The organism is Muriicola marianensis, assembly GCF_014638095.1.
Classification (GTDB): domain Bacteria; phylum Bacteroidota; class Bacteroidia; order Flavobacteriales; family Flavobacteriaceae; genus Muriicola; species Muriicola marianensis.
The window spans coordinates 1,226,494-1,249,059 of record NZ_BMFH01000001.1; the positions used below are offsets into that span (position 1 = coordinate 1,226,494).

Below are 22,566 nucleotides of genomic sequence, written 5' to 3' on the forward strand. Positions count from 1 at the left end.
AATTTGTGCGATGTATAATAATTCACAAGACAGAATTGAACTTTTATCTTAAAAATTCCCATTATTTAAAATCTCATCAATCTTATCTTCACTCGCTTCTATTTTCGCCAACATCCTTAGAACTTCAAAAAAGGAGTCCATGGCTCCTTGTTTGGAGGTCATTATAAAGGCATTAAAGCCATTCCCCGAAGCAATCGAATATTGGGAATATAAACAGACGGGCAACCTCCTGTTGTTAGAGAAACGTCTATCAGGTCCACCATCTTTATTTACGTATTGAAAGGTAAAATCTATCTCATTGGCATCTGATAACAGTCTGTCACTTTCAACAAACCTAGTCATACCTGATTCCAAAATAATATTGTCATATTGTAATCCCGCGAGTTCATTCCCCCTTTTTAAAAGAAGAATATCTGGAAAGAAAAACAATTGGGTGGTCATCAATTTAATGACTGGAACCTTTACATTGGTTTTGAAATACTTAAATGGCATTTCATTACTACTATAACCTTTTATGAGTTTCCTATTCACCATTGTACCAGCCCCAGAAGAGTATTTTAGGTCCAAACTTTTTTGAGAGGTGATTATCTGCCATTTTCCTTGAGATGACATAAAATCATCGAAAGAGGACTGAATTTGGGATTCTATTTCACTCAACAAATCATCTTTTTCATAAATCAGATTAACTGATTTTCTTCTTTTATCTAAGTAACCAAGAAAAAATATCCAAAACACGTATAACACCCCTCCTCCTGCCAAAAAATACAACTTCGTATCGGCCTCTGGATTTTTTTCAATTCTTTGGTTCGTTCCGGTCTTTACTTTAACGGTACCTGCAAGGTTTTTATGAACATAAAGAGTGTCTCCTGGTCTTCTCAAAACTTTTATCCAGTTGCCCTCGGCCGAATCAAGAAATAAAAATTTTTCACCTCGTCTTGCTTGATAAACAACATCAGAATTTGACGTGGATGGCTGATTTCTTAAGTTGGCGATGGAATTCGAAATTGTTGTTACATTTTCATATACATCCTCTGAAACCTTCTTTTCACGCTCTTTAAAAAAAAGTATACCGAAATAAAAAAATAATGGCACTACAATGAGTAATGGATATGACCCAAGAACATGTATTAAGTCAACTTTGTTTGCTTTTTTTTGTACCTCAGTGATAAACTCTTGTGATTCAGAATCCGTGATTTTATCAAAGTTTTGTGTGATATGAGAAACTGGAATATCACTTAATCCTAGTTCCTGATATTGTTTATTATCATTCTGGGATTTTCTTTTTGACGCGCCTTTTCCTAAGTATTTTCTATAGTAAAAACCATTTCTGCCTAAATGAACATACGTCCCAGCGGGACCAAAAACCAGTCTAGCTCCCTTTACACCAGTCGAAATACCTATTCCACTTTTAGAAAAATTCAATTTTAAAAGATTGCCAAGTATTCCTAAAGACTTTCGGAAATAAAAACCCATACCTAATTAGTTACTTTATTATGAAAATAAAATTCATATTTGAATGATCCCGAAACATACATTATTACTAAATTACTTCTATTCTATAAAAATAGACATACAGAAATGAGACCATCAAGATTTATAATTCCAATAGCCATTTTAGCGCTATTTTCACTTTTAGGATTTTCCGAGAATGAAGGAAATAAATTAGAAGTAAAGCTGTCCAATTTGGCTAAAATGGAGGTAGTCAAGTGCAAATACAGGCAGTGCAATGCCGTGGCCAAATCAACAGGAAAAAGATGTCAAAAATGTGTCTCTAAATCTTCTGATACGAAGTGATCTCTGCACAAAAAATGACTTTCAAAATTATTAATTGGACTATATTTTAATATGCAATAAAACCGGCATTTCATGCCGGCTTTTTCTCGTTTGAAATGTTCGTGGCGTTATAAATCTGCACTATCAATCTGACTTATCTATTTGGTATAAGGAATCCTTCTTGACACTTTCCGCATCAGTACATTGATAAGATCATCTGCTGAAGAGCCTAAACCGCCTTTTACATTCTTGTAGTAGTTGACCACAACTTCGTTGTCCTTATGAATGAAGTCCATGTTTGCAGTGGCATTCTGTGTTGCCCCAACAAAGCCGATCACAGCCAGGCCTAAGGCCGCGGCATCCGACATGGGTTTATTCGTAGAAAATTTGCCGGTGACAACCACATCCACCCCCAGAATCTCACAGAGATTCGCAGGTATTTGCTCAAATGCCGTTAAAGGTTCAATCCCAGCGTCTTTTAGCAAGGAATTAGTCACCGTTGGGTTTTGGACTCCAACCAGAAGTTCTCCCCTTTTCTCCCTTGTCAGAAACCAAGAGTACATCGCCTTTTGAATATTAAGCGCTTCCTCATTTTCAATTTCCTTGATCTGTTCGGGTGTGAAATCCTTTAATTCCTTTGGCCTTAATTTCACCGAAGTGTCTAATGGCAATATCGCGATTGTCTTGGTACCGGCGACATAGGTTCCGGCATCAGGGTGCACGTACAGTTTTGTCTGCGACTGCAAGGCGAGCGCAGAGAGTATCAGCATACTCGACAAAAATTTTTTCATGATGAGACTCGTTATGGACGTTAGTAAATCACAAGAGAGCGTCAATTATTCTTTAAAATTTATATCCAAGCCCTAATTGGAAACCACTCAGCTTCAAAGAGGCGTCAAATTCGTTATCTTCCACCAGGTTAGACAAGCCCAAGGTATACCTTCCCTCTACCAGGAAGTTCTCTGAAAAATCAAATGACAGTCCCAATGCAGCCCCGAAATTGAAAGATTTTTCCCCTTCTTCCGTATTGAGTAAGAATCCGAAACTGGGTCCTGCCACAACATTGAACTTATCTACTAAACCGAACTGTGCCAAAACGGGAACCTGAATCTGGTCCAGGTCCTTTATTGAGATGTAGTTGATCTCCGGCCTGATATTCAAGGTCTCTGCTGCCTCTATCTCGGTGAATAACCCCAGGTAAAATCCCGTCTCATTGTCACTGATCTTAATCCCGTCAAAATCCGCCTTGGCCGTCGCAAAATCGGCTCCTGCACGTACCCCAATACTCTGGGCGTTCACGCTTATTAATCCTGTAATAATGCACAATGTGAAAAAAAATGTTCTCATAGTCGACGTGTTTATTTAATTGATTGTTTTTATGGATTAAAGCAAATACAAAATCAGAACACTAATAAATCTATTCGTCGAACACAATAATGATCATGGCAAACAATGGAAAATAACCGACATTCAAATTCCCGTTTGCTACATTGAGGAATCGTCATTTCACAAATACGGGAATAGGGGAAATTTCAGGATTTATGTTGATTGAAAATATCAGTGGTTGTTCAGGATCTTTAAGAAATCGGATTTAAACTTCTGACCTATGGGTATCTTGTGTTTCCCGATAAACAACTGGTTTCCGCTGATGCTATTGAGCTTGTCGAGATTGATTGCAAAGGATTTATGGGAACGAATAAACTTTTTATCGGGTAACAGATCAAGGATATTTGTAAATGTACTATTGGTCATCAGGAAATGGTCTTCCAAATGAATTTTTACATAATCCCCAAAGGCTTCCACATACAAAATTGCATCTATAGATACCTTATGCAGTGTTTTATCCGCCTTGACCATTAAATATTGATCATATCTGCCGGATGGACCTAACTGAGAGCTCTTTTCAAATGCCTTGGTGACCGCCGCATAAAATCTGTCAAAAGAAAAAGGCTTCAGCAGGTAGTCCACCGCATTTAATTCAAAACCGTCAACCGCATATTTTGAGTATGCCGTAGTAAAGATCACGGCCGGAGGGTTTTTCAATGATTTTAAGAATGTCAATCCGGATATCTTAGGCATATTGATATCTAAAAACATGAGATCGATCTTATCACTTTTAAGTTTCTGCAACGCCTCAACCGCATCACCACAAATTCCGGAAAGGGTTAAAAAATCCACCTTATTTACGAAGGTCTCCAGTACCTTTTGTGAAGTTGGCTCATCGTCTACGATCAAACAATTAAGAAGCATCTCTGAATAATTTAAGTGATACGCTAAAGACGTTATTATTTCTTTTAATCTCCAATTCGTGAGTGTCAGGGTAAACAATTTCAAGATTCTTTTTAAGATTTGTCAATCCCACACCCGAATATCCCCCATTGGATCCCTCAGTATCGCCACTTATATGATTCTCTATTCTGAAATGAAACTCTTCACCCTTTTGAATAAAATCGATGGAAATAAAATTCTCATCTTCCTTACCGGGTACCCCATGCTTAAAGCTATTCTCTACAAGTGGCAATAAGAGCATGGGATAGATTGAAAAATCTTCGTTCTCTACATCCTCCCTGAATTGAATCTTATCCCCTTCTTTCTTCCTGTATTTTTGAAACCCTATAAAATTTTTCAGCAATAGGACCTCTTCTTTTAAGGTCACTCTGGAAGTGTTAGAATCATAGATGATATATCTCAGAACTTCAGATAACTGGACGATGGCATCTTTGGTCGTCTTTTTATTTTCGAGGGCCAGAGCATAGATCACATTTAGTGAATTGAATAAAAAATGAGGGTTGATCTGGGCCCTTAAAGAAGCCAACTGCATCTGAATCTGCTGATTCTTTATTTTGAGCTGACGGTTTTCAGCGGTATTGAAATGGATCCAGTCCTCAGCGAGCTTCAGCAGGCTTGTACCCGTGAGGAAAAGAAAAAATATACCTGTTAGTTCTGGAATGGAGTAGTAGGATATAAAGAAATAATCCGGAAAAACGTAATCGATCAAAGAATTGAAAACCCACCTGTTAAACAGTGTAAAAGCAAGTATATTGATGACAAAAAATAGAGCAAAAAGCAGATACCTTTCCTTTTTCAGAAAAATGGGTATGATCAGATAGAGGTTGATGAGAACGGGTATGATGATCGTAACCAGGAAACTTCCCGTATAGATATAATCTATTTTTTTTGGAGAATTGAAATGTGAAAATGAATAGAGCAATACCAGGAATATCACAGACCAAAGTATAGCATTAAATACCAGTGGCCTGTGGTAACTTCCCGATATTTTCAATTCGGCAGTATTCATTTACCGCTTAAAATAGTATTGTATTGATTCTCCTTCCCATTTATCCTCAACATCGGAATCCATGTATTTGGAAATAAACCTCTCCAATTCATCCGATGAAGCCGTGAGCAGATATCCCGTATTATCTACCCCTGTTCTTTCGTGTTTTATCTTTATTCGATCCTCTTCCAACAACTGAACCAGTTTCTCTTCTGAAAACCACAGCAGATTTGCCGAGTTGTAATCATTGGAGAATTCGAGTTTTGCCAGTGTATGCATGCCTACAAAATGTCCGGTAGCTACTGGATTAATTGTCTTCATCTCGACATCCAGGAGAGAAAAATCGAGAAAAAGCTGTTCCCTGACCTTAAACGGCATTGCCACAAAGGTTGCGATTCTACCCTCATCATTAAGCTCTACATAGTATCCATCCTTGTACTTGTTGTATTCTTCCAGGTTTTCCGGGGACAGGTTCTCGGGGGATGAGACATTTTTGTCAATAAGATATCTATCACCGAAAGAAATCACTAAACATGAGTTATCCCTATCATCATGCCATGATCCTAAGAATTTACTTTCAAATGAGATACTGTCCTTAGTGTAAAAAGGAAAGAGTGACTTAACGATACAGGAGTTAAGTAAGAATACTCCCAACACAAAAATTAATCGCCTGGTTTTCATGAATTCCTATTTTAGATTGTCTATCAAAAAAAGAATTAAGAAGAGGTAAAGGCAATAAATTTCGACAAACACGGTACGAGGGCCGACATTCAATGATTCTATTAAATATTGCAGGCATACTGATAATCATGAATTTAATTTTCTAATGACTATTCGTATCTAATTACCTCAAACCCAGACCCGAGAGAATCTACCCTAAATGTATTGAAGTTTTTCTTACCTAAAGAGAATTTAACTCTTCCGTACTGTATAACCGGTATAAGGCCGGATGCAGGCCATTTCAACTACACGCTGGCACTCTTCGCAAAGCGTACAAAAAAGGTTACCTTTTGCCCCATAAACTCATCTTATGCAATTAAAGTTCATCAAAGAATTCAAGGAATTTGCCGTCAAAGGAAATATGATCGATATCGCCATCGGGGTGATCATAGGGACGGCCTTTAACAACGTGGTCAATGTTTTGGTTAAGGAGATCTTCCTCCCTCCTCTTTCCTTTATGACCGACGGGATCAACTGGGAGAACAAAAAGATCATCCTCAGGGAAGCGGTCACCGTGGATGGGGTTACCAGGCCCGAGGAGATCGCTATAGGTTATGGAAAACTGTTGGAAGCCGGAATCGATTTCCTCATCATCGGGTTTACCGTGTTTTTAGTGGTCAAGGTCATGAATAAGGTCCGAAGCAAAGCCGATGATCCTAAAAATACATCTGAGGCCACTCCCAAGAACATCGAACTGCTAAGCGGAATTTCGGATCTTATGGAAAAGCAGGTAGAAATATTGGAAAAGATAGAAAAGGGAAGAAAAAAGTAATTCTAGCCGGTGCTGTTAAAAATATTACCACAAGTCGCAGACTTGCGGCATCGGTGCCGAAATACTCTAAATCATTATAAACCAGTGTATAACACCTAAATATTTCATATATTTATTAGGATCAATGGAGTCCGAAACCATTCCAAAAAGGGGGTATAACCGAAATACCATAATAGTAGGAAAACCAAAATTCCAGCCATGCCAAAATTCGTTATCGAGAGAGAGATCCCGGGAGCCGGGAAGCTCACCCCGGAACAGCTCCAGGGAATTTCACAAACTTCCTGTGGTGTATTGAATAATCTGGGGCCCAAAATCCAGTGGGTCCACAGTTATGTAACAGACGACAAGATCTATTGCGTATACAACGCCCCTGATGAAAAAATGGTCAGGGAGCACGCCAAACAGGGCGGATTCCCGGCAAACCGAATCAGCAGGGTGGCGACCATCATAGATCCAGTTACTGCTGAATAAGATTGAACTTATCAGAAAATCGACGCTTGGCGAAGATTGTATCTTCGGACTTTTTTTAATTAAAAAGTCAAAGATTCTGCTTTAGTATACCACAAGTCACAGACTTGCGGTAACTCATCATTTTTGCATCAGACTCAGGGCAAACCCGCCTCCTGGAGCCAAAATTACCTCAACTGAGTCCTCTGAGGTCACATCCATTGAGGTGATCTCGTAGGCCTGGGGATTGCTATCCCAATGTGCATCTGCTGCATCCTTATATAGAGCAGCCCTGTAGGTTTTTCCGGGTTCCAGGAAGTCGAGTTGTATAACCTCTGTCCTACTTTCCTCATCAGTGATCCCACCGACGAACCAGTTGCCTGTTCCCCTTTCTTTACGGGCGATGGTTACAAACTGACCCACTTCCCCGCTGAGCACGCGGCTCTCACTCCAGTCGACCCCCACGTCACGGATAAACTGCAGAGCAGGATGGATTTTCCCATTCTCCGTATAGTGTTCCGGCAGGTCGGCGAGCATTTGTATGGGACTGTAGATAACCACATACAGGGCGAGCTGGTGTGCAAGAGTGGTCATGACACGGTTATCGGGCTTGTATTCGTCGAACCTGATGTTGAAGATCCCGGGGGTAAAATCGATGGGGCCCGACAGCATTCGGGTAAAGGCCACCGTAGGCAGGTGATCCGGGGGATTACCCCCATCAGCAGACCAGGCGTTAAATTCCTGGCCACGTAGTCCTTCCCTGGCGATAGCATTAGGGTAGGTCCGCCGTTTTCCGGTGTCCTTGATGGGCTCATGGGCGTTGATGGCTATCTTCATCTTTGCGGCCTCCTCGAGCACCTTGTGGTAGTGCCTGACCATCCATTGTCCGTGGTGATATTCGCCCTTGGGGATGATCTTGCCCACATATCCCGTCTTGACGCTGTTCATCCCGTTGTCTTTCATAAACTGATAGGCCACCTGCATTTGTTTCTCATAGGTGAGGGGAGCCGCAGAAGTCTCGTGATGCATGATCACCTCCACTCCTTTCTCCCTGGCATAGGCCATCACCTTGTCGAAGTCGTAATCGGCATAAGGGGTCATGAAGTCGAATACCCCTTCCCGGTCGTCCGTATTGATCCATTTGTCCCAGCCTGTATTCCAGCCTTCCACCAGCAGGCCTTTGATCCCATTCTCAGCGGCAAAGTCGATATACCTCATCGCGTTTTCCGTGGTCGCCCCGTGGTTGGGCCTGATCTCCCCGCTTTTGGTAAAGGTGTTCATACTCTGGCTTCCTTCCATATCCCAGGTGGATTTCCCCAGGTGCATCTCCCACCAGATCCCCACGTATTTCATAGGGGTGAAATAACTAACATCCCCTATGATGTTGGGGTCATTGAGATTTAGTACCAGGGTGGATTCGATGAGGTCCCCGGCCCTGTCTGCGATCTGTATTGTCCGCCACGGAGTATTGAAGGGGGCCGAGATCACGGCCTTCCCCCCCGTCCGCTCGGAGCCCACCAATTCACTCACCATGCTGTTGTTTGAGGTGTCGACCTTCAGTGTCATCCCGGCGTAATCCGTCAGGTCGGCCTCGTGGAAGCTCAGGTATATTCCTTCGGACGTCTTCATGGTCACGGGAGTATTCACCGCATTCTCCGGGATATAAGTAGCCTTAAGGTTAGGGTCGTTCCGCTTGGAGATGGCGTCGATCTCCGAGAAGTTGGTCTCGTTGTACAGGTGCTCATAGATATCCCAGTCGCCCGGCTGCCACCATACCCGGTGGTCTCCGCTAAGATTAAACTGAGTGTGCTCATCCGTAATCAGGACCTCTTGCATGCCGGGTTGGTCAGGGAACTCATAGCGGAACCCAATGCCGTCATCAAAGGCACGGAAGACGATATTTATTTTTCTATTAGGTGCCTGGGTCTCTTCCAGGGCTATGTGCATCTCGTTGTATTGGTTGCGCACACTATCCCTTTCACCCCAAGGCATAGGCCATGTCTTATCTTCTGAATTGAAGTTGATATCCAGGATCTTCAACCCCTCCTTAAGAGAAGGCATCTCCTTAAAATCAAAGCCCATGGAAGAGGAAAGGATGACCGGCTGATCCTTGTAGAAAACCTCATAGGCAGGCGCTCCTGCATCGTTGAGGTTAAATGCCACCCTGATCTCCCCATCTGGCGATTCAACGACCGTATCCGGACTGACTGAACATCCTGTTATCAGGAGTATCAGTACACCTAGAATTAATAAATTGGAATTTCTGATCAATAAGGATCTCATTTCTTCGCTTTTTAGTGAACGGTCCTAAAGATAAAAAAGTAAGGGGAAAACAGCTAAAGCGTGCACGGTCACAAGAGATCTATCAGGGATCAAAGCTCACCTGCGCCTCCAGTTCGGATTCTGTTGTGGCAAGCTCATAAAAGCCGTCACGGGATACAGCTACTTTCTTGCTTATTATGTTCATAGATGCCTTTCTGTCGCTTTCATCTCTGAGCCTGAGAAGGATCTCCCACCCGGGTTGCTCCTGTTTCACCCGTACCTTATACCCGTTGGTGGTTGCCTCATAGTACACAGATACGGCGTTGTCTGCCACCACCACATTCTCTAGGGAGGCATTGGGCCAGGCCTGCGGCATTTGTGGAGTGATGACCACCTTTTTCTCAGCAGCCCTGGGTTGCACCCCAAAGAATTGTTGCACGATGGGAATGGCAAAACTGTAGATATTCCAGGCCTGAACGATCATCCCGTAATCAGGGGACACCTCATACATACTACCGGGAAGGGCATAACTAAAAGTCCGTGCCATGCGCTGGAGGTAATTCAGTGCCTTGTCGGGCCTGCCGTAATTGTTCTCGGCCACAGCCTGCACCCCTGTGGGCAGGGTCATCACAGCCCCTGTATAGGAAAATATCTTTGACCCTTTAAAAGAGCCGTCATCAGAGCCGGCCGACTCGTCCCGGTCGATCCCGGTAACAAATACACCAAAGGGATTTACAAAAGATTCAGCGGTTTCCAGGGCTTTAAGCGCCTTATCAGAATCGGCGATCCCCATCTCCATGGGGGTATTCACCACCCAGTTGTGATGGAGCACAAAGGGCCTGGGGGTAGATGACGGATTGGCTATGACAGCTTTTTTGGTCGCTTCGAGTTCCGTTACCGCCCAGGGTTTGTCCAGGGTATCAGCGCGGACTATGGCATCTTCAATCAGGTGCAATGCCTGCTGGTCTGTTCCGATAAAATCGGCATAGGAATTGAATTCCTCTGACCAGAATTCGGCATTGATTGCCTTTTTTAATTGTGCAGCTTTTTCCCGGTATACTCCAGCTTGTTCAATATCCCCTAACTCCTCCGCCATTTTAGAGGCATCCGCAAATGCGCGTTGCGTATAAGCCGCCACATCTATCATCTCACTGTCCAGCCCATGGATCTCCATCATCCCGAAACCGTCCGGGAATCCATTCCCATCGATATCTTTTTCTGCCATCAGCCACTCCATTCCCTTTTTGACTGTGGGAAAGTACCGCTCCAGGAATGCCTTGTCGCCATTCCATTGATATACCTCCCAAATCAAAGAGGCAAACTGGGGCGTCTCATTGATATTCCCTGGGTTGAAAACCGCCCCGTTGGTGGATACCTCATGTACGATCCTGCCGTTTCCGTTGGTCGCTTCCGACAGGCTGTCGAGCAGGGCGATGGTATTGTATACAGCCTCGGTCTGACCTATCGTCATATAGCCTTTTAAGGCATATTCACTGTCTACTCCGAACCACCAGGGGTAATCGGGAATTCCGGCAGTGATGCCACTACCGATCTCAGGGACGGTCCTTACCAGCCAGTCGCAATTGTACTTCAGCCATTCAAAGGTCTGCTGCAAAACAGTATCGGGAATGGTGAGCCTGGATTGAGCCGCGAGCTTTTTGTATCGCTTTTTCTTATCCTCGAGCATGGCCAGTGAATTTGCTTGTATCGACCTGTAAGTCTCAAGGGCAGCTTCCCGGGACAGATAGGACCCCGCAATAGCAAAGGTTATAGTGCGGGATTCTTTTGGCGGTATTTCAAGGGAATATGAGATCATTCCCGAAATACCTTTGCCTTCGTAAGTCGACTCTGACTCATTATGGGAATCCGACTCCAGATCGGCCCCGAAGGTCACAAACCAGGGGTTGTCAACGTCTTTGGCTATCCATGTATCCGTAGCCTCATCAAATGTGATCGAATCCTGTCCGTCTATCATCTCTGTCCTTTCCCCCAGCCAGGTAGGTCGAAGATCGGCATGACCGGTAAAGTCGACCTGTATTTCCTTTTTCCGATCTTCCTCATTGGTAAGGACCAATTGTATCAGGATCCCTTCTTCCCCATCCGGCGCGAATTGCCAGCGCTCAGCGCTTATCCCTGCCTGATCTAAAAGATAACTATGCCGGTTGGCCATGGGATAGTTTGTGAATACTTGTGCCCGGTTCAGACTAAAAGATTCATCACCCATCTTCAAAACGATGTCGAATCCGTCAAGCAATTTGATGGGGTGGTCCCAGAGTCCGCCCATTTCCCCTTGTATATGCCATCCTATTTCGGGAAAACTCCCGTCCTGGTGACCGACCAGGTAGACGCGGTCCCCGGCGGTGACGAAGGGCGACTTAAGATAGGATTCCTTCCCTGCAATAGAAGGACTATCCTTTAAGAGGTCCCCGAATTTACCAGGGCCCGGGGATGAACATGCCACGAACATCAAGGTCGTAAGAAATAGCAGTTTTTTAGTCATATCCATACTATTTGAAATTCACCTGCGAAATAAAAGTTCAAACCAGGTGAGGCTATGCAGGATTTATCGCATTGATCATTCGATACGCTGTCCGGAAGTGGCAAAGGAAAGTCCTTGTTGTCCGGAGGTCGAGATCATGACCGCCTCAAAGTGGGGTTCAGCAACACCTGGTGCTATCGCCCAGTCGAAGATAAAATTAGCTCCGGTACCTCCCTCCCGGTCATTTTCATCTATAACGATCTCGATCGTCTCCATAGGAGCTATGTAGATCACATTTTTAAAATAGGTGCGGATCAGGTTGCCATGAGTATCGAAGTATTCTGCGTTGGTCAAATATACCGTATCCTGCCGGTTGATATTCCGCATGCTTACCGTTGCCGTAAGATCGTGAGTTACGTGCTCTGTCTGACTGTAGATCTGTGAATAAACAGACAGGTACGTGCTTCCGGTCACCAGTGAATCCTTAGGCAATTCAATGGTGCGTTTTCCCCAGTTCACCGGATCTACGGAACTGTATTCCTTCTGTTCCTGACAGGATGCCAGGGAAAGGAGGATCAACATGATGTAAACAGCGTATTTCATCAGAATGTGAGACGTTTATTGATTAATTCCACCTACAGGGGTTGCTATGGTGATGTTCCTGTATTCCACCGGCCCGTGATCACCTTGCAGGTAAATGGGTCCTGGCGTTCCCTCTTTACTGTCGAGGGCACCTCCTGTAATTCCCGGGATGATCTGCCTGTGAATAATGGTCTTTCCATTCGCCACAACGGTGACCCGTCTTCCTACCAGGGTAATATCATATTCCTGCCATTCTCCGGCTTTTTTGGCGACAATCTCATTGGGCATCAGGAAGCCATAGACGCCCCCGAGATATACCGAAGACGGCTCCTTCCCGTAGCTGTCTTCCACCTGCACTTCATATCTCCCCCTGAGGTATACTCCGGAATTGGAATGCTCGGGATAACGGAACTCTATATGCAGTTTAAAATCCATAAACTTCTCTTCCGTCATCAGATTACTTCCCGAGGCCGGACTGGTGAGCACCCCTTCCTTTACAAACCACTGATTCGTTCCTTCCCCCTGGATCTTCCACCCATCCAGGCTATTCTCCTTGAGTAGTGACCTGGGTTTGGACCATTTTTCTGGATCAGGATACAGTAATTTTGGTGCCCGTTCCCCCCTGAATGCATGCGGCATTCCGGTATGGTCCAGGATGGTACCCTCCATAGCATCCCCATTGACCGTCCCTGTAAACATCATATAGTGGGTGCCTATCCATTGAGGGGGGATGCTGAAGCTGATCAATCCCTCCTTATAATGCACTTCGGAGACCGGCCTGGCGCTCCCGGCGAAACTCACGTAATGGCCCACCAGCGCCTTGGAACCCGACTGTTTGACTTCCAGCCAGGAGGGCACCCAGTTATCTCCCATCTGCACTTCGAGGTCCCAGTGACCCACGGCTTCGGGGGTCTCCTGTGCCAGCAGGAATCCCTGAAAAAAGAAACAGAAAATAATACAGTTTGCGAATTTGTAATTCAGGAGAATCTTCATTGTACTCGGTTTTAGGATCAGTAGCTAAAGATAGAAAATAAATTGCCTTTGAGGACAGTGTGGCCTTACCCTTTCCCTTGCTTTCACCAGGAGGCAGCCACTAAATGTAATCAGTGGTTCCCTGGGTAAAAAGATTCAAACCTCATCACCGGGATCAGACACTTTTTAGGCTTAGTCGCAAAAACCAGATCTGTTGATCATTATAAAATGTTACTTACTTAATATCAGTTATTTACGACTTGTGTAACTCAGGTTACACTGGTAGTATCCTATGACATTCATCAGGAATTTACCCCTTTCTTGGATTTAGCTTTGTACCGATATAACAGCGATCATGATTCAAATACGCATGAACTTTTGATCGCATAAAACCAGAAACTATGAGAAACTATCTTACCTCCTTTGCTATGAGCATATTTACCGCCGCTGCCTTCTCTCAGGCCGGACATATTATGCAGGGAGTGGGTTCCGTAAACATGTCGATGGGGGGAGCTGCCACTGCCCAACCCCTTGATATTTCCGGCGCCCTGCAATGGAACCCTGCCTCTATCTCCGTATTCAACGAAAATCAATTAAAGATTGATGCCGGGTTCTTCTTTTCTTCTCCTGAGCTAAGTTCTACTGTCCCCGAATTCGACAGCAATGGACAGCCCACCGGAAACTTCTTCAGCGGGACCACAGCAGATGACCGTGGTGTTTCCATTCTTCCTTCTGTGGCCTATCTCTGGACCTATCCGGAAAGCAAACACACCCTGGGAGTCTCTGCCTTCGGGATCAGTGGTTTTGGAGTAACCTTCCCTGAGAGCACGACCAACCCAATAAATATGCCTCAAAGCATGGGAGGATTTGGCAGGGTGGAATCAGATTACAGCCTGCTGCAGGTGGGTCTAACCTGGGCCTATGAGGTTTCTGATGAATTCTCTATTGGAGTTGAACCTACTTTTAATTTTGCCACCCTGGAACTCATCCCTAACCCTACAGCCAACCCGACAGGAGCTGGTTATCCCAATGCAGATAAAGCTTCTGCCGTAGGATTTGGCGCCCAGTTTGGCGTGTTCTACAACAGTCCGTCCGGTTTCAAAGCCGGGGCCTCTTACAAGACCAAACAGGTATTTGGAGATTTTACATTGGACAATACCTACCTGGACAATACCACCTCTTCCAATGAATTCAAGATCAACTATCCTGCAATCTATTCTGTAGGTCTCGGGTATTCCCTGGGCAATGTGGACCTGGCCCTGGACTACAGACTCGTAGACTACGAGAATACCGAAGGTTTTGCAGAAGCAGGATGGACCAATACCTTTTCCGTTGCCGGATTTGGATGGGAAAATATCAGTATTGTATCAGCCGGAATTCAGTATAAAGGCGTGAATAAGTTACCATTGCGATTGGGTTACACCTACAGTTCAAACCCTATCAATAGTGATCTGGCGTTTTTCAGCGTGCCCGCCACGGCCATCATTAAAAATGCATTCCAGTTTGGGTTGAGCTATGAGTTCAGCGAAAGCTTCTCCCTGGATGTCGTTTATCACTACGGTTCGAGCGGAGATGCTACTTCCGGTCCGCTACTGAATCCTCAGTTCATCCAGAACTCTCCACCCTACGGAGCCATCCCACAAAGTGAAGTCGCTTATGATATGACAACTTCCATGATCATGTTCGGCGGGAGCTTTACGTTTGGAAAGTAATAGTACTCGGAAGAGCTAAAAGATGGCGGTTCTAATTTATGAATCGCCATTTTTTTATGAATATGATGAGTATTAACAATATCTTTTTATTCTCACTATTTGCCTTTGATCAATTCCTTACCTTTATCGTCCAGATTACCATCTGATGAAAAGACGCTTGCGCAATTTTATCCTCATCCTCTTCATCCTTCCCTTATCAACACTACTGATCTGTGATGCGATTATAGATAAGGGTGCGGAGGGCAGGACCTTTAATTCGATCAACTCCATACCCAGAAATAAGGTCGGTATTGTGCTCGGTACCTCGAGCCGACTCATAGCCGGGGGGAATAACCCATACTACACCCACAGGGTCGATGCCACACTAGCCCTGTACAAGGCAGGGAAGATCGATCGGGTGCTGGTGAGCGGGGACAATGCCACCCGATACTACAATGAACCTGACACCTTTAAGAAAGACCTGGTTGCCGGGGGCATTCCGGAAGACAGCATCATGCTTGATCCTTCAGGTTTCCGCACTCTGGACTCCATGGTGAGGGCCAGGGAGGTTTTTGGGCTGGACAGTGTGACGGTGATCTCCCAAAAATTCCAGAATGAAAGGGCCATCTACCTGGCCTCAAGGAAAGATCTATACGCCATAGGATTTAACGCGACAGACGTCCAGGGCTCGGATGGGCTCAAGGTCCAGGTAAGGGAATATTTTGCCAGGGTAAAGGTCTTTATCGACCTTGCGCTTAACACACAACCCCGCTCCGGTCAGGAGATGTAATAATTTGGATCTCCAATATGCATAAAATGTCCTACTTTAGAGCAGATCACTACCTATGCCTAGTATAAAAACGCTGATCAGGAACCTTGGACCCGGCTTGCTTTTTGCCAGTATGGCCATAGGCACCTCACACCTGGTCCTCTCCACCAAAGCGGGCGCACAGTATGGCTGGATAATGGTTATCCCCATCATACTTGCCAATGTATTGAAATACCCCTTTTTTGAATACGGCATTCGATATACCACTGTGACCAATACCTCCCTGATCGAGGGCTATCGCAATCGTGGAAAGGCTTACCTCTGGCTGTATACTTTTATCACCCTGGTCACTACATTCACTATTCTCGCGGCATTGTATGTGGTAACAGCCGGGCTGCTGATAAACCTTTTCAAGGTCGACGGCCTCTCCGTCAGCACCATTGCCCTGGGGTTGTTTATTTTTATTTCAGCCGTCCTGATCATCGGGCGATACCGATTCCTGGAATTGTCCCTGAAGTTCGTGGTTACCATCCTGTTCATCGCATTGCTCGTCACCACCGTGCTGGTGTTGTTCAAAGGGCAGGCGGAGGCGGTAGCAGATTTTACGCCTTCTCCGATTTTTGATGAGGTCGGAATACTTTTTTTGATCGGACTTGTGGGTTGGATGCCAACCGCTGTGGAAGCAAGCAGCTGGATCAGCCTATGGACCCTGGAAAAGCAAAAGGTTACCAAAAGACGCTTACCCCTGAATGAGGCCTTACAGGAATTCAATTCAGGGTATTATATGACGGCCTTGCTGGCTATTTTCTTTTTGATCATTGGCTGGATGACCCTTTATGGATCCAATACCATCCTGAGTGATAATGCGGTTACCTTCGCCGATCAGGTAGTGCAACTCTTCACCACCCATATAGGCAAATGGGCCTATATCTTCATTGCCGTCTCTGCCTTCGCGACCATGTTCAGTACCTGCATGACAGCCCACGACGCTATTGCCAGGGTGAGTCTGGACATCCTCAAACACCTGACCCCGGAACACAAAGACTACTCGGGAAAGAAATACTTTGCCATAGGCATTATAGGCTTAGCCATCGTGAACTATATCGTCCTCACGGCCTTTGGGGCCAATATGGGTCTACTGGTCGCTCTCGCTACTTTTATCTCCTTCGTGATGGCACCCATCGTGGGCTATATGAATCTGAAGAACGTGATGAGTGACGACCTTCCCAAAAAGTTTCATCCCGGGAAAGGGTTGCAGTATCTAACCTATGCAGGGATTGTATTCCTGTCACTTTTTGCCCTGTATTATTGCTGGATCGTCCTGTTCTAGAAAAGGAGGTCGTAATTCAGAACTACGATAAGTTGTCTTTCATTCTTTTTGTGGAAGCTATCCATACAGAAAGCACCATCAGTGCAATCATTGAGCAGCTTATCTTCCCCGTATCCTATAGAGTAGAGAATATTTGAGGGTGATACGCCATTGTTTTCGAGGTAGTTTTTGATTGCATCTGCCCTGCTCTGGGAGATCCGGAAATTAGTGGCAGACCCTCCACGGCTGTCCGTATGGGATTCAATCCTGAGTTGCAGCTGGGGAAAACGGGCTACCGCATCCACGACCTTGTCTAGTTCCTGGGCGATCTCCGGAGTAATGGTGCTCCTGCCTTTATCGAAATAGAATTTATTCAATTTCAGCACGGCCTGATCTTCTGTCTCCTCTACCAGGTCATCGATACTCACGATCCCCATATTGAAAGGTGTACCTTGAATCGTTTGCAGATCGTCCTCTAGAAATGATTCCGAAAAAGTAGAATGTCTTCCTTTCGCGGCCTGTACTTTTATCGATTCCTGCCAGGGCACCTCAATCCTGAAAGCACCTCTATCATCCGTAATCACCTCCTTTAATACCTTCCCGGTCTGATCGAGTAAACGGACCTCCGCCTGCGAAATCCGATCATTCGTACTCAAATTTACCACGCTGCCATACAACGTAAAAGTTTTAATTCCTGGTTTGTCATCTATAACAAACCCATAAAGATCATCACTTCCCTTACCTCCTGGCCTGTTGGATGCAAAATATCCAATAAGACTATTCTCCTGATAGTTCTGTATGATCAATCCAAAATCGTCTTTTTCAGAGTTCAAGTCTCTTCCCAGATTCACGGGGATGCTATACTCATTGTCTTCCAGTATTTCGGATTTGTAGCTGTCCATTCCCCCCAGACCGTAGAAGATATCGGAAGCGAAATACAGGCTACCCTCAAAAATATACGGGGCGATCTCATTTCCGGGGGTATTGATATGCGGGCCCAGATTTACTGGAGAGGACATGATCAGTCCGTTGTTGGTATATACGAAATACAGGTCTGTCCCGCCATAACCCCCTTCAAAGTTTGCGGCAAAATAAAGCTTCCCACTTTCGGTCTCATAATAAGGGTAATAGAAGGAAATACTAAGGTCTTTCAGTAAAAACCGGAAGTTGCCATTCTTGTCAGCAGAACCCAAGGCCAGTGAATTTTTCCCATATTCATCGAACACCAGGTTTCCATTAGCCTCATTGGATCGGATATAGAAAACCGCATCCAGGTCCTCGGAATAAAAAGGGGTTCCCTGGTGATAATCAAAGCTGGGGATATTGCTAAAGGTCCTAGTTCCTATAGCATCACCTTTATTATCAAGACGTGCATTAAATATATTCAAGAAGGAAGAAGGCTGATCAGCACCGCCCCTTCGCTGAGACTCGGATCCTCTTGCGCTGGTAAACAACAATTGATCCCGATAAAAGGAAGGTGCAAAATCCGCGAAGGGACTGTTGTTGTTGAGATTAAAGATCTTAGCTGTCGAGCGGGTATCCCCTGAAGAAGATTGCAGATCAATATTTAAAAGGGCATTTTCAACCAATTCAGGCGATAATTTACCCGGATTCTGCTGCAAAAACTCCCGTACAGATCCTAATCCCCCGGTCATCTTGAATGCCTGCAGCATTTTATTCAAGTGATAAGCGGGCAAGACTGAATCCCTTTCATACACTTCTGAATATCGCAAGCTTGCCTGTTCATAATTTTCCATTTTTAGGTAAGCCTCTGCCATATTGCAGTATTGCTGATTTGTCAGTGGTTTCACCCGCATCTCTTTGATATATTCCCTGACGGCCAGTGGATAGTTATTCTCCATGAAAATCATATCCGCCCTTGAAAGATCCTCCTGTGACCGGAGAAACCCGGACAGGAACAGGAAAATCAGGAATACTAAAGATTTAGGCCTCATATATTATTACTTAAAAGAATCTGGGAGAATCTATTTGTTTTTGTTTTCCTTTTGGTCGTTTCGTTCTGTCAGGTCTTACCCGATTACCCCCCTCGCCGAGGAAGAACTTAAGGATCATTTCATGTGAGCCCTGATTGTACTGACCCAGTGGCGTTGTACTATAATCGTAACTATACCCCAGGAACATACCTTTTGAAATCTGAAATCCAGCCAAACCACTTACAGCGTTATTCACCCTGTAAGAAGCACCCACAGTAACCACATCGCTGATCAGGAAATTGGCAGAGAGGTCGAATCTAAATGGAAGTCCCTCAAAATAACTTGCTAAAAAGGCTGGCTTAAATTTCAGGTTATCCCCAAGTTCAAGAACAACTCCTCCTATCATATTTACCTGAATGCGATCATTGAAAAAAGATTCCACTTCCTCATCCTTGGTCAATCCTGTCAGGAAATTAGGGGCAGACACTCCCAAATACCAATCTTCACCGTACATAAACATTCCCGCACCCACAGTTGGATAGAATTTATTAAAGGTATTGGTTGTGAGCAACGGCTCATCAGGGTTTTCGAAGTTGCCCTTAGAGAAATCAATATCGAGAATCCCACCCCCTGCATTCACTCCAAATGACAAATAGGTATCGGATGAAAGGTTTACCTGGTACGAATAGGCCACATTGAAGAAGGTCTGACTGGTGGGACCAAATTGATCACTTATTACGTTGATGCCCATACCCACTTTACCATTATTGAAAGGGATATTGGTCCCAAAGCGAAGAGTACGGGGAGCTCCTTCAATATCAATCCACTGTGCCCGATAAAGTGCAGCGATTTCTGCCCTTTCTACCGAACCCACATAAGCAGGGTTGAAACTGCCGATATTATACATATACTGGGTATACTGAGGCTCCAATTGTGCCATACCCAGGTAGGAGGACAGCGCTGACGCTAAGATCAGGAACAGGGATTGGCTAAATCTCAAATTACCTCTCTGCATTACCTTATGATTTGAATCCATCCTTTCCTAACCTCTTGACCCTCACCCAGGTCCAGGATATAATAATATGTCCCTTTTGGGAGATCTCCGTTATTCCCCCGGCCATCCCAGGAATTGTCATATCCACGGGCTGAGAACACACTATTGCCGTAACGATCAAAGATTTCCAGGGTATTATTCGGGAAAATCTCAATACAATTTACTTTTAAGAGATCATTAATCCCATCTCCATTTGGAGAGAACTGGTTAAATTCAATACCGCAATTATCCGGTATATCCGGACTCACTTCAATACCTACGGTTGAACTGTTATTATCATTATTGTTATCCAGAGGGACCGACGAGACCAGGGCTGCTGTATTTTCCAATATAGTGAAAGAGGACAGTTCCTCAGAAACCCTCACAATTACAATTAATGTTGCCTCCTGGCTGTCAAGCAGTTCAGGAACCGACCAAATACCTGTGACAGGATCGTAACCTCCCAGGGATTCGGTATGGGACACATACACAAAGTCAGGATCCAGCAGGTCCTCTACCTCAATATCGATGACTCGTTCTGTCGTTAGGTTCGAGAGGAGTATGGTGAATACCACTTGCTCACCTGCAAGCGCTTCTGTTCTATCTGCTGTCTTTTCAACGCTTAGGTCAATGGGATCCGGATTACACTCAAGAGACAAAACCGGATCACAAGGATCAAGAGGATCTGAAACTCTTTCAGGAACTGCAACCGTGTTTGGGTCATCAATATTATTCACTTCTTCCCCATCTGTAAGGCCATCTCCATCCGTATCCGGATTGTTTGGGTCTGTACCCAGAACACCTTCCTGTCCGTCGGTCAGACCATCATTATCCGTGTCTACTGCACAATCCGTAACTGTGACCGTCACGGAGACCGAATCATTGGGACAGGGTGCCTGTGCTCCGGTAGTGGTATAGGTAAACACATAGTCTCCGGCCGCAAGGTCTTCAAAGTCCACTACATTTTGCCCGTTGATGGCCACACCCCCGTTGGAAGGGTCTGTGGTTATCGACCAAATACCGGGATCCGCACCATCAAGGAGATCATCAAGATCAAGGGTGGTTGGACCATTGATCGCAGTATTACAGGAAGATGTATCATTGGGGGTACCTGTATCGGGAATATTATTCACTGTGGCAACCACTGCTTCTCGTTCGGAGGTACATCCATTTGCAGTGGCTTCCACATAGTACGTAGTTGTTGTATCCAGCTCGGGAGTCACAAACGTATCCCCCGTGGCAACGAGATTGCCACCTGTGGGAGCATCATACCAATTAATATCAGGATCACTGGAATCCGGGGTGGAAGCAAAGGCCCTTAGTGTCATGGACCCGGAGCCACAGGTGGCATCCTCTACAATTGAATCGAATACTGGCGTCTGGTTAAGGACGAGGGTGATCTCCAGTAACGGACTCGCACAATTGTTAGCCGCATCATAGAAGAACCCGTAATATGTTCCGGGGATAGATACCACTGTATTGGTGATATGGGCGTTGGTGACCAGGGGATCCGGATTAGCACTCCAGGTTAGGGTAGTACCAGGCGGGGGAGTACTGTTGGTGTATTCATTGAGGTCCTGGTTAATCACATCACAGAACAGGGTTGGGATCCCTGTGGGAGCCGGAGGTGTATTCCCGGCATCACAGTTGGGCGGATTGTCATCGTTCAAGATGGTGACTGTGGCAGTATCAGTGATGTCTACAGGCAATATGGTGCCTGAAAGATTTGACATAAATACGGTAAGGGTCTCATCTATTTCGACGGTAGTGTCGGCGGTCGGACTAACCGTAAAAGTTTGCTGCTCTCCCGGTGTTCCTATGAAGGTCAAGGTCTGCCCAATAATCGCAGTGTAATCTGACCCGGCTACGGCTGATCCATCGGACGTAGACACGTCTACAGAGAATCCCCCGGGGGTCGCATTATCTAGAGTTGCAGTAAGCGTTATGGGCCCATTATCCTCCAGACCGCTGGCGTTTGCGATGGTTACAGAGGCAGAATCATCATCAGTATTTGTCACGGAAACATCAGAAACATCGGTTCCCGTCAATGCGTTGAAGGCCGGGTCACCGGAAGAAACCTCACCGGTAATAACTGTATAAGCAATATCTCCATCAAGCAACAGATCGTCCTGGCCAGTAACGATCACTATTACCCCGGCATTCCAACTGGCCGGAGGTATCGTTACACTTGCAGGAACTGTTCCTTCACTAGTATCAGAACTGTTGAGGGTAATCACCACATCGGCGGTAGGCTGAGCACTCAATGTAACCAGGAAGGTATCGCTCTCCCCGTCTTCCGTGGTGACCAGGCCTGAGGTTGGATTCACTAATACCCCTGCTGTATCGTCATCGGTAATGGTATAGGTCGAAGTTGTCTGCCCGCCCAAGCCCGCATCTCCTGTAGGAGCGCTTAACCCCAGGATAATCGTCTCACTGGGATTTTCCACTATTGCATCATCCACAATCGATAAGGTCGGGATCGCGATCTCCGTGCCCGCTGTCCCATCATAGGTCCCCGCCGGGATATTAACCACCTGAGGAGAAGT

19 protein-coding genes are annotated in these 22,566 nt (G+C 45.2%); 6 read left to right on the top strand and 13 right to left on the bottom strand.

The window, feature by feature from the left end; genetic code table 11:
• Positions 1-48 precede the first annotated feature (48 nt).
• On the bottom strand, positions 49-1,473 hold the full coding sequence (locus IEV19_RS05630) for a DUF4236 domain-containing protein (protein WP_188369690.1): 1,425 nt from the start codon (positions 1,471-1,473) through the stop codon (positions 49-51).
• Positions 1,474-1,578: 105 nt separating this feature from the next.
• Between IEV19_RS05630 and IEV19_RS05635 the strand changes: the two genes are divergently transcribed.
• Complete coding sequence (locus IEV19_RS05635; protein WP_194419542.1) at positions 1,579-1,794, top strand: hypothetical protein; 216 nt, start codon at positions 1,579-1,581, stop codon at positions 1,792-1,794.
• Positions 1,795-1,931: 137 nt separating this feature from the next.
• On the opposite strand, the gene IEV19_RS05640 is transcribed toward IEV19_RS05635, so the two are convergent.
• The 5 genes from IEV19_RS05640 to IEV19_RS05660 all read right to left on the bottom strand — a co-directional run bounded on the left by IEV19_RS05640 (position 1,932) and on the right by IEV19_RS05660 (position 5,731).
• Positions 1,932-2,564: a hypothetical protein gene (locus IEV19_RS05640; protein ID WP_188369692.1), complete on the bottom strand. Its 633-nt coding sequence runs from the start codon at positions 2,562-2,564 to the stop codon at positions 1,932-1,934.
• A 52-nt stretch (positions 2,565-2,616) separates the two neighbouring features.
• The gene (locus tag IEV19_RS05645; protein WP_188369693.1) at positions 2,617-3,120 is read right to left on the bottom strand and encodes a porin family protein; all 504 of its coding nucleotides are present in this window, start codon (positions 3,118-3,120) and stop codon (positions 2,617-2,619) included.
• 210 nt (positions 3,121-3,330) lie between these two features.
• Positions 3,331-4,023 (bottom strand): LytR/AlgR family response regulator transcription factor, encoded by a 693-nt coding sequence (locus IEV19_RS05650; RefSeq protein ID WP_188369694.1) that lies wholly within the window; start codon positions 4,021-4,023, stop codon positions 3,331-3,333.
• Entirely contained in the window at positions 4,013-5,071 is a 1,059-nt protein-coding gene (locus tag IEV19_RS05655) for a sensor histidine kinase (protein ID WP_188369695.1), read from the bottom strand. Before IEV19_RS05655 ends, IEV19_RS05650 begins: the two co-directional genes overlap by 11 nt.
• A complete protein-coding gene (locus IEV19_RS05660) occupies positions 5,072-5,731 on the bottom strand; it encodes a hypothetical protein (RefSeq protein ID WP_188369696.1) in 660 nt (219 codons plus the stop codon).
• Between the two features lie 349 nt (positions 5,732-6,080).
• On the opposite strand from IEV19_RS05660, the gene mscL reads away from it, so the two are divergent.
• Entirely contained in the window at positions 6,081-6,542 is a 462-nt protein-coding gene (gene mscL, locus IEV19_RS05665; RefSeq protein WP_188369697.1) for a large conductance mechanosensitive channel protein MscL, read from the top strand.
• 198 nt (positions 6,543-6,740) lie between these two features.
• Positions 6,741-7,013, top strand: coding sequence for a DUF4242 domain-containing protein (locus IEV19_RS05670; RefSeq protein WP_188369698.1), 273 nt, complete (start codon positions 6,741-6,743; stop codon positions 7,011-7,013).
• Between the two features lie 117 nt (positions 7,014-7,130).
• Here the strand turns inward: IEV19_RS05670 and IEV19_RS05675 are convergent, their stop codons facing one another.
• The 4 genes from IEV19_RS05675 to IEV19_RS05690 all read right to left on the bottom strand — a co-directional run bounded on the left by IEV19_RS05675 (position 7,131) and on the right by IEV19_RS05690 (position 13,305).
• Positions 7,131-9,272, bottom strand: coding sequence for a glycoside hydrolase family 97 protein (locus tag IEV19_RS05675; protein ID WP_188369699.1), 2,142 nt, complete (start codon positions 9,270-9,272; stop codon positions 7,131-7,133).
• Between the two features lie 82 nt (positions 9,273-9,354).
• Positions 9,355-11,751, bottom strand: coding sequence for an amylo-alpha-1,6-glucosidase (locus IEV19_RS05680; RefSeq protein WP_188369700.1), 2,397 nt, complete (start codon positions 11,749-11,751; stop codon positions 9,355-9,357).
• Positions 11,752-11,826: 75 nt separating this feature from the next.
• The gene (locus IEV19_RS05685; protein WP_188369701.1) at positions 11,827-12,333 is read right to left on the bottom strand and encodes a DUF3124 domain-containing protein; all 507 of its coding nucleotides are present in this window, start codon (positions 12,331-12,333) and stop codon (positions 11,827-11,829) included.
• A gap of 15 nt (positions 12,334-12,348) precedes the next feature.
• Positions 12,349-13,305, bottom strand: coding sequence for a 3-keto-disaccharide hydrolase (locus IEV19_RS05690; protein ID WP_188369702.1), 957 nt, complete (start codon positions 13,303-13,305; stop codon positions 12,349-12,351).
• A gap of 380 nt (positions 13,306-13,685) precedes the next feature.
• Between IEV19_RS05690 and IEV19_RS05695 the strand changes: the two genes are divergently transcribed.
• The 3 genes from IEV19_RS05695 (at position 13,686) to IEV19_RS05705 (ending at position 17,074) form a co-directional block, all read left to right on the top strand.
• Positions 13,686-14,996, top strand: a complete 1,311-nt coding sequence (locus tag IEV19_RS05695) for an OmpP1/FadL family transporter (protein ID WP_188369703.1) — start codon at positions 13,686-13,688, stop codon at positions 14,994-14,996.
• Positions 14,997-15,141: 145 nt separating this feature from the next.
• Positions 15,142-15,765, top strand: coding sequence for a SanA/YdcF family protein (locus IEV19_RS05700; RefSeq protein ID WP_188369704.1), 624 nt, complete (start codon positions 15,142-15,144; stop codon positions 15,763-15,765).
• A gap of 55 nt (positions 15,766-15,820) precedes the next feature.
• Positions 15,821-17,074, top strand: coding sequence for an NRAMP family divalent metal transporter (locus IEV19_RS05705; RefSeq protein ID WP_188369705.1), 1,254 nt, complete (start codon positions 15,821-15,823; stop codon positions 17,072-17,074).
• On the opposite strand, the gene IEV19_RS05710 is transcribed toward IEV19_RS05705, so the two are convergent.
• From IEV19_RS05710 to IEV19_RS05720, 3 genes are all read right to left on the bottom strand, one after another.
• Positions 17,071-18,915 carry an OmpA family protein gene (locus tag IEV19_RS05710; protein WP_229732493.1) on the bottom strand — a complete coding sequence of 615 codons (1,845 nt, stop codon included), beginning with the start codon at positions 18,913-18,915 and terminating at the stop codon, positions 17,071-17,073. The two genes, IEV19_RS05705 and IEV19_RS05710, sit on opposite strands and share 4 nt — an antisense overlap.
• A 103-nt stretch (positions 18,916-19,018) precedes the next feature.
• Positions 19,019-20,002, bottom strand: a complete 984-nt coding sequence (locus IEV19_RS05715) for a PorP/SprF family type IX secretion system membrane protein (protein WP_188369707.1) — start codon at positions 20,000-20,002, stop codon at positions 19,019-19,021.
• On the bottom strand, positions 20,002-22,566 hold a 2,565-nt coding region (locus tag IEV19_RS05720), incomplete at its 5' end, for a T9SS type B sorting domain-containing protein (RefSeq protein ID WP_188369708.1). The genes IEV19_RS05720 and IEV19_RS05715, both read right to left, overlap by 1 nt.

What these genes read in the sequence shown, in the direction of transcription:
- IEV19_RS05630 (WP_188369690.1), bottom strand. Translation starts at nt 1,473, where the DNA reads ATGGGTTTTTATTTCCGAAAGTCTTTAGGAATACTTGGCAATCTTTTA.
- IEV19_RS05635 (WP_194419542.1), top strand. Translation starts at nt 1,579, where the DNA reads ATGAGACCATCAAGATTTATAATTCCAATAGCCATTTTAGCGCTATTT.
- IEV19_RS05640 (WP_188369692.1), bottom strand. Translation starts at nt 2,564, where the DNA reads ATGAAAAAATTTTTGTCGAGTATGCTGATACTCTCTGCGCTCGCCTTG.
- IEV19_RS05645 (WP_188369693.1), bottom strand. Translation starts at nt 3,120, where the DNA reads ATGAGAACATTTTTTTTCACATTGTGCATTATTACAGGATTAATAAGC.
- IEV19_RS05650 (WP_188369694.1), bottom strand. Translation starts at nt 4,023, where the DNA reads ATGCTTCTTAATTGTTTGATCGTAGACGATGAGCCAACTTCACAAAAG.
- IEV19_RS05655 (WP_188369695.1), bottom strand. Translation starts at nt 5,071, where the DNA reads ATGAATACTGCCGAATTGAAAATATCGGGAAGTTACCACAGGCCACTG.
- IEV19_RS05660 (WP_188369696.1), bottom strand. Translation starts at nt 5,731, where the DNA reads ATGAAAACCAGGCGATTAATTTTTGTGTTGGGAGTATTCTTACTTAAC.
- mscL (WP_188369697.1), top strand. Translation starts at nt 6,081, where the DNA reads ATGCAATTAAAGTTCATCAAAGAATTCAAGGAATTTGCCGTCAAAGGA.
- IEV19_RS05670 (WP_188369698.1), top strand. Translation starts at nt 6,741, where the DNA reads ATGCCAAAATTCGTTATCGAGAGAGAGATCCCGGGAGCCGGGAAGCTC.
- IEV19_RS05675 (WP_188369699.1), bottom strand. Translation starts at nt 9,272, where the DNA reads ATGAGATCCTTATTGATCAGAAATTCCAATTTATTAATTCTAGGTGTA.
- IEV19_RS05680 (WP_188369700.1), bottom strand. Translation starts at nt 11,751, where the DNA reads ATGACTAAAAAACTGCTATTTCTTACGACCTTGATGTTCGTGGCATGT.
- IEV19_RS05685 (WP_188369701.1), bottom strand. Translation starts at nt 12,333, where the DNA reads ATGAAATACGCTGTTTACATCATGTTGATCCTCCTTTCCCTGGCATCC.
- IEV19_RS05690 (WP_188369702.1), bottom strand. Translation starts at nt 13,305, where the DNA reads ATGAAGATTCTCCTGAATTACAAATTCGCAAACTGTATTATTTTCTGT.
- IEV19_RS05695 (WP_188369703.1), top strand. Translation starts at nt 13,686, where the DNA reads ATGAGAAACTATCTTACCTCCTTTGCTATGAGCATATTTACCGCCGCT.
- IEV19_RS05700 (WP_188369704.1), top strand. Translation starts at nt 15,142, where the DNA reads ATGAAAAGACGCTTGCGCAATTTTATCCTCATCCTCTTCATCCTTCCC.
- IEV19_RS05705 (WP_188369705.1), top strand. Translation starts at nt 15,821, where the DNA reads ATGCCTAGTATAAAAACGCTGATCAGGAACCTTGGACCCGGCTTGCTT.
- IEV19_RS05710 (WP_229732493.1), bottom strand. Translation starts at nt 18,915, where the DNA reads ATGGAGAATAACTATCCACTGGCCGTCAGGGAATATATCAAAGAGATG.
- IEV19_RS05715 (WP_188369707.1), bottom strand. Translation starts at nt 20,002, where the DNA reads ATGCAGAGAGGTAATTTGAGATTTAGCCAATCCCTGTTCCTGATCTTA.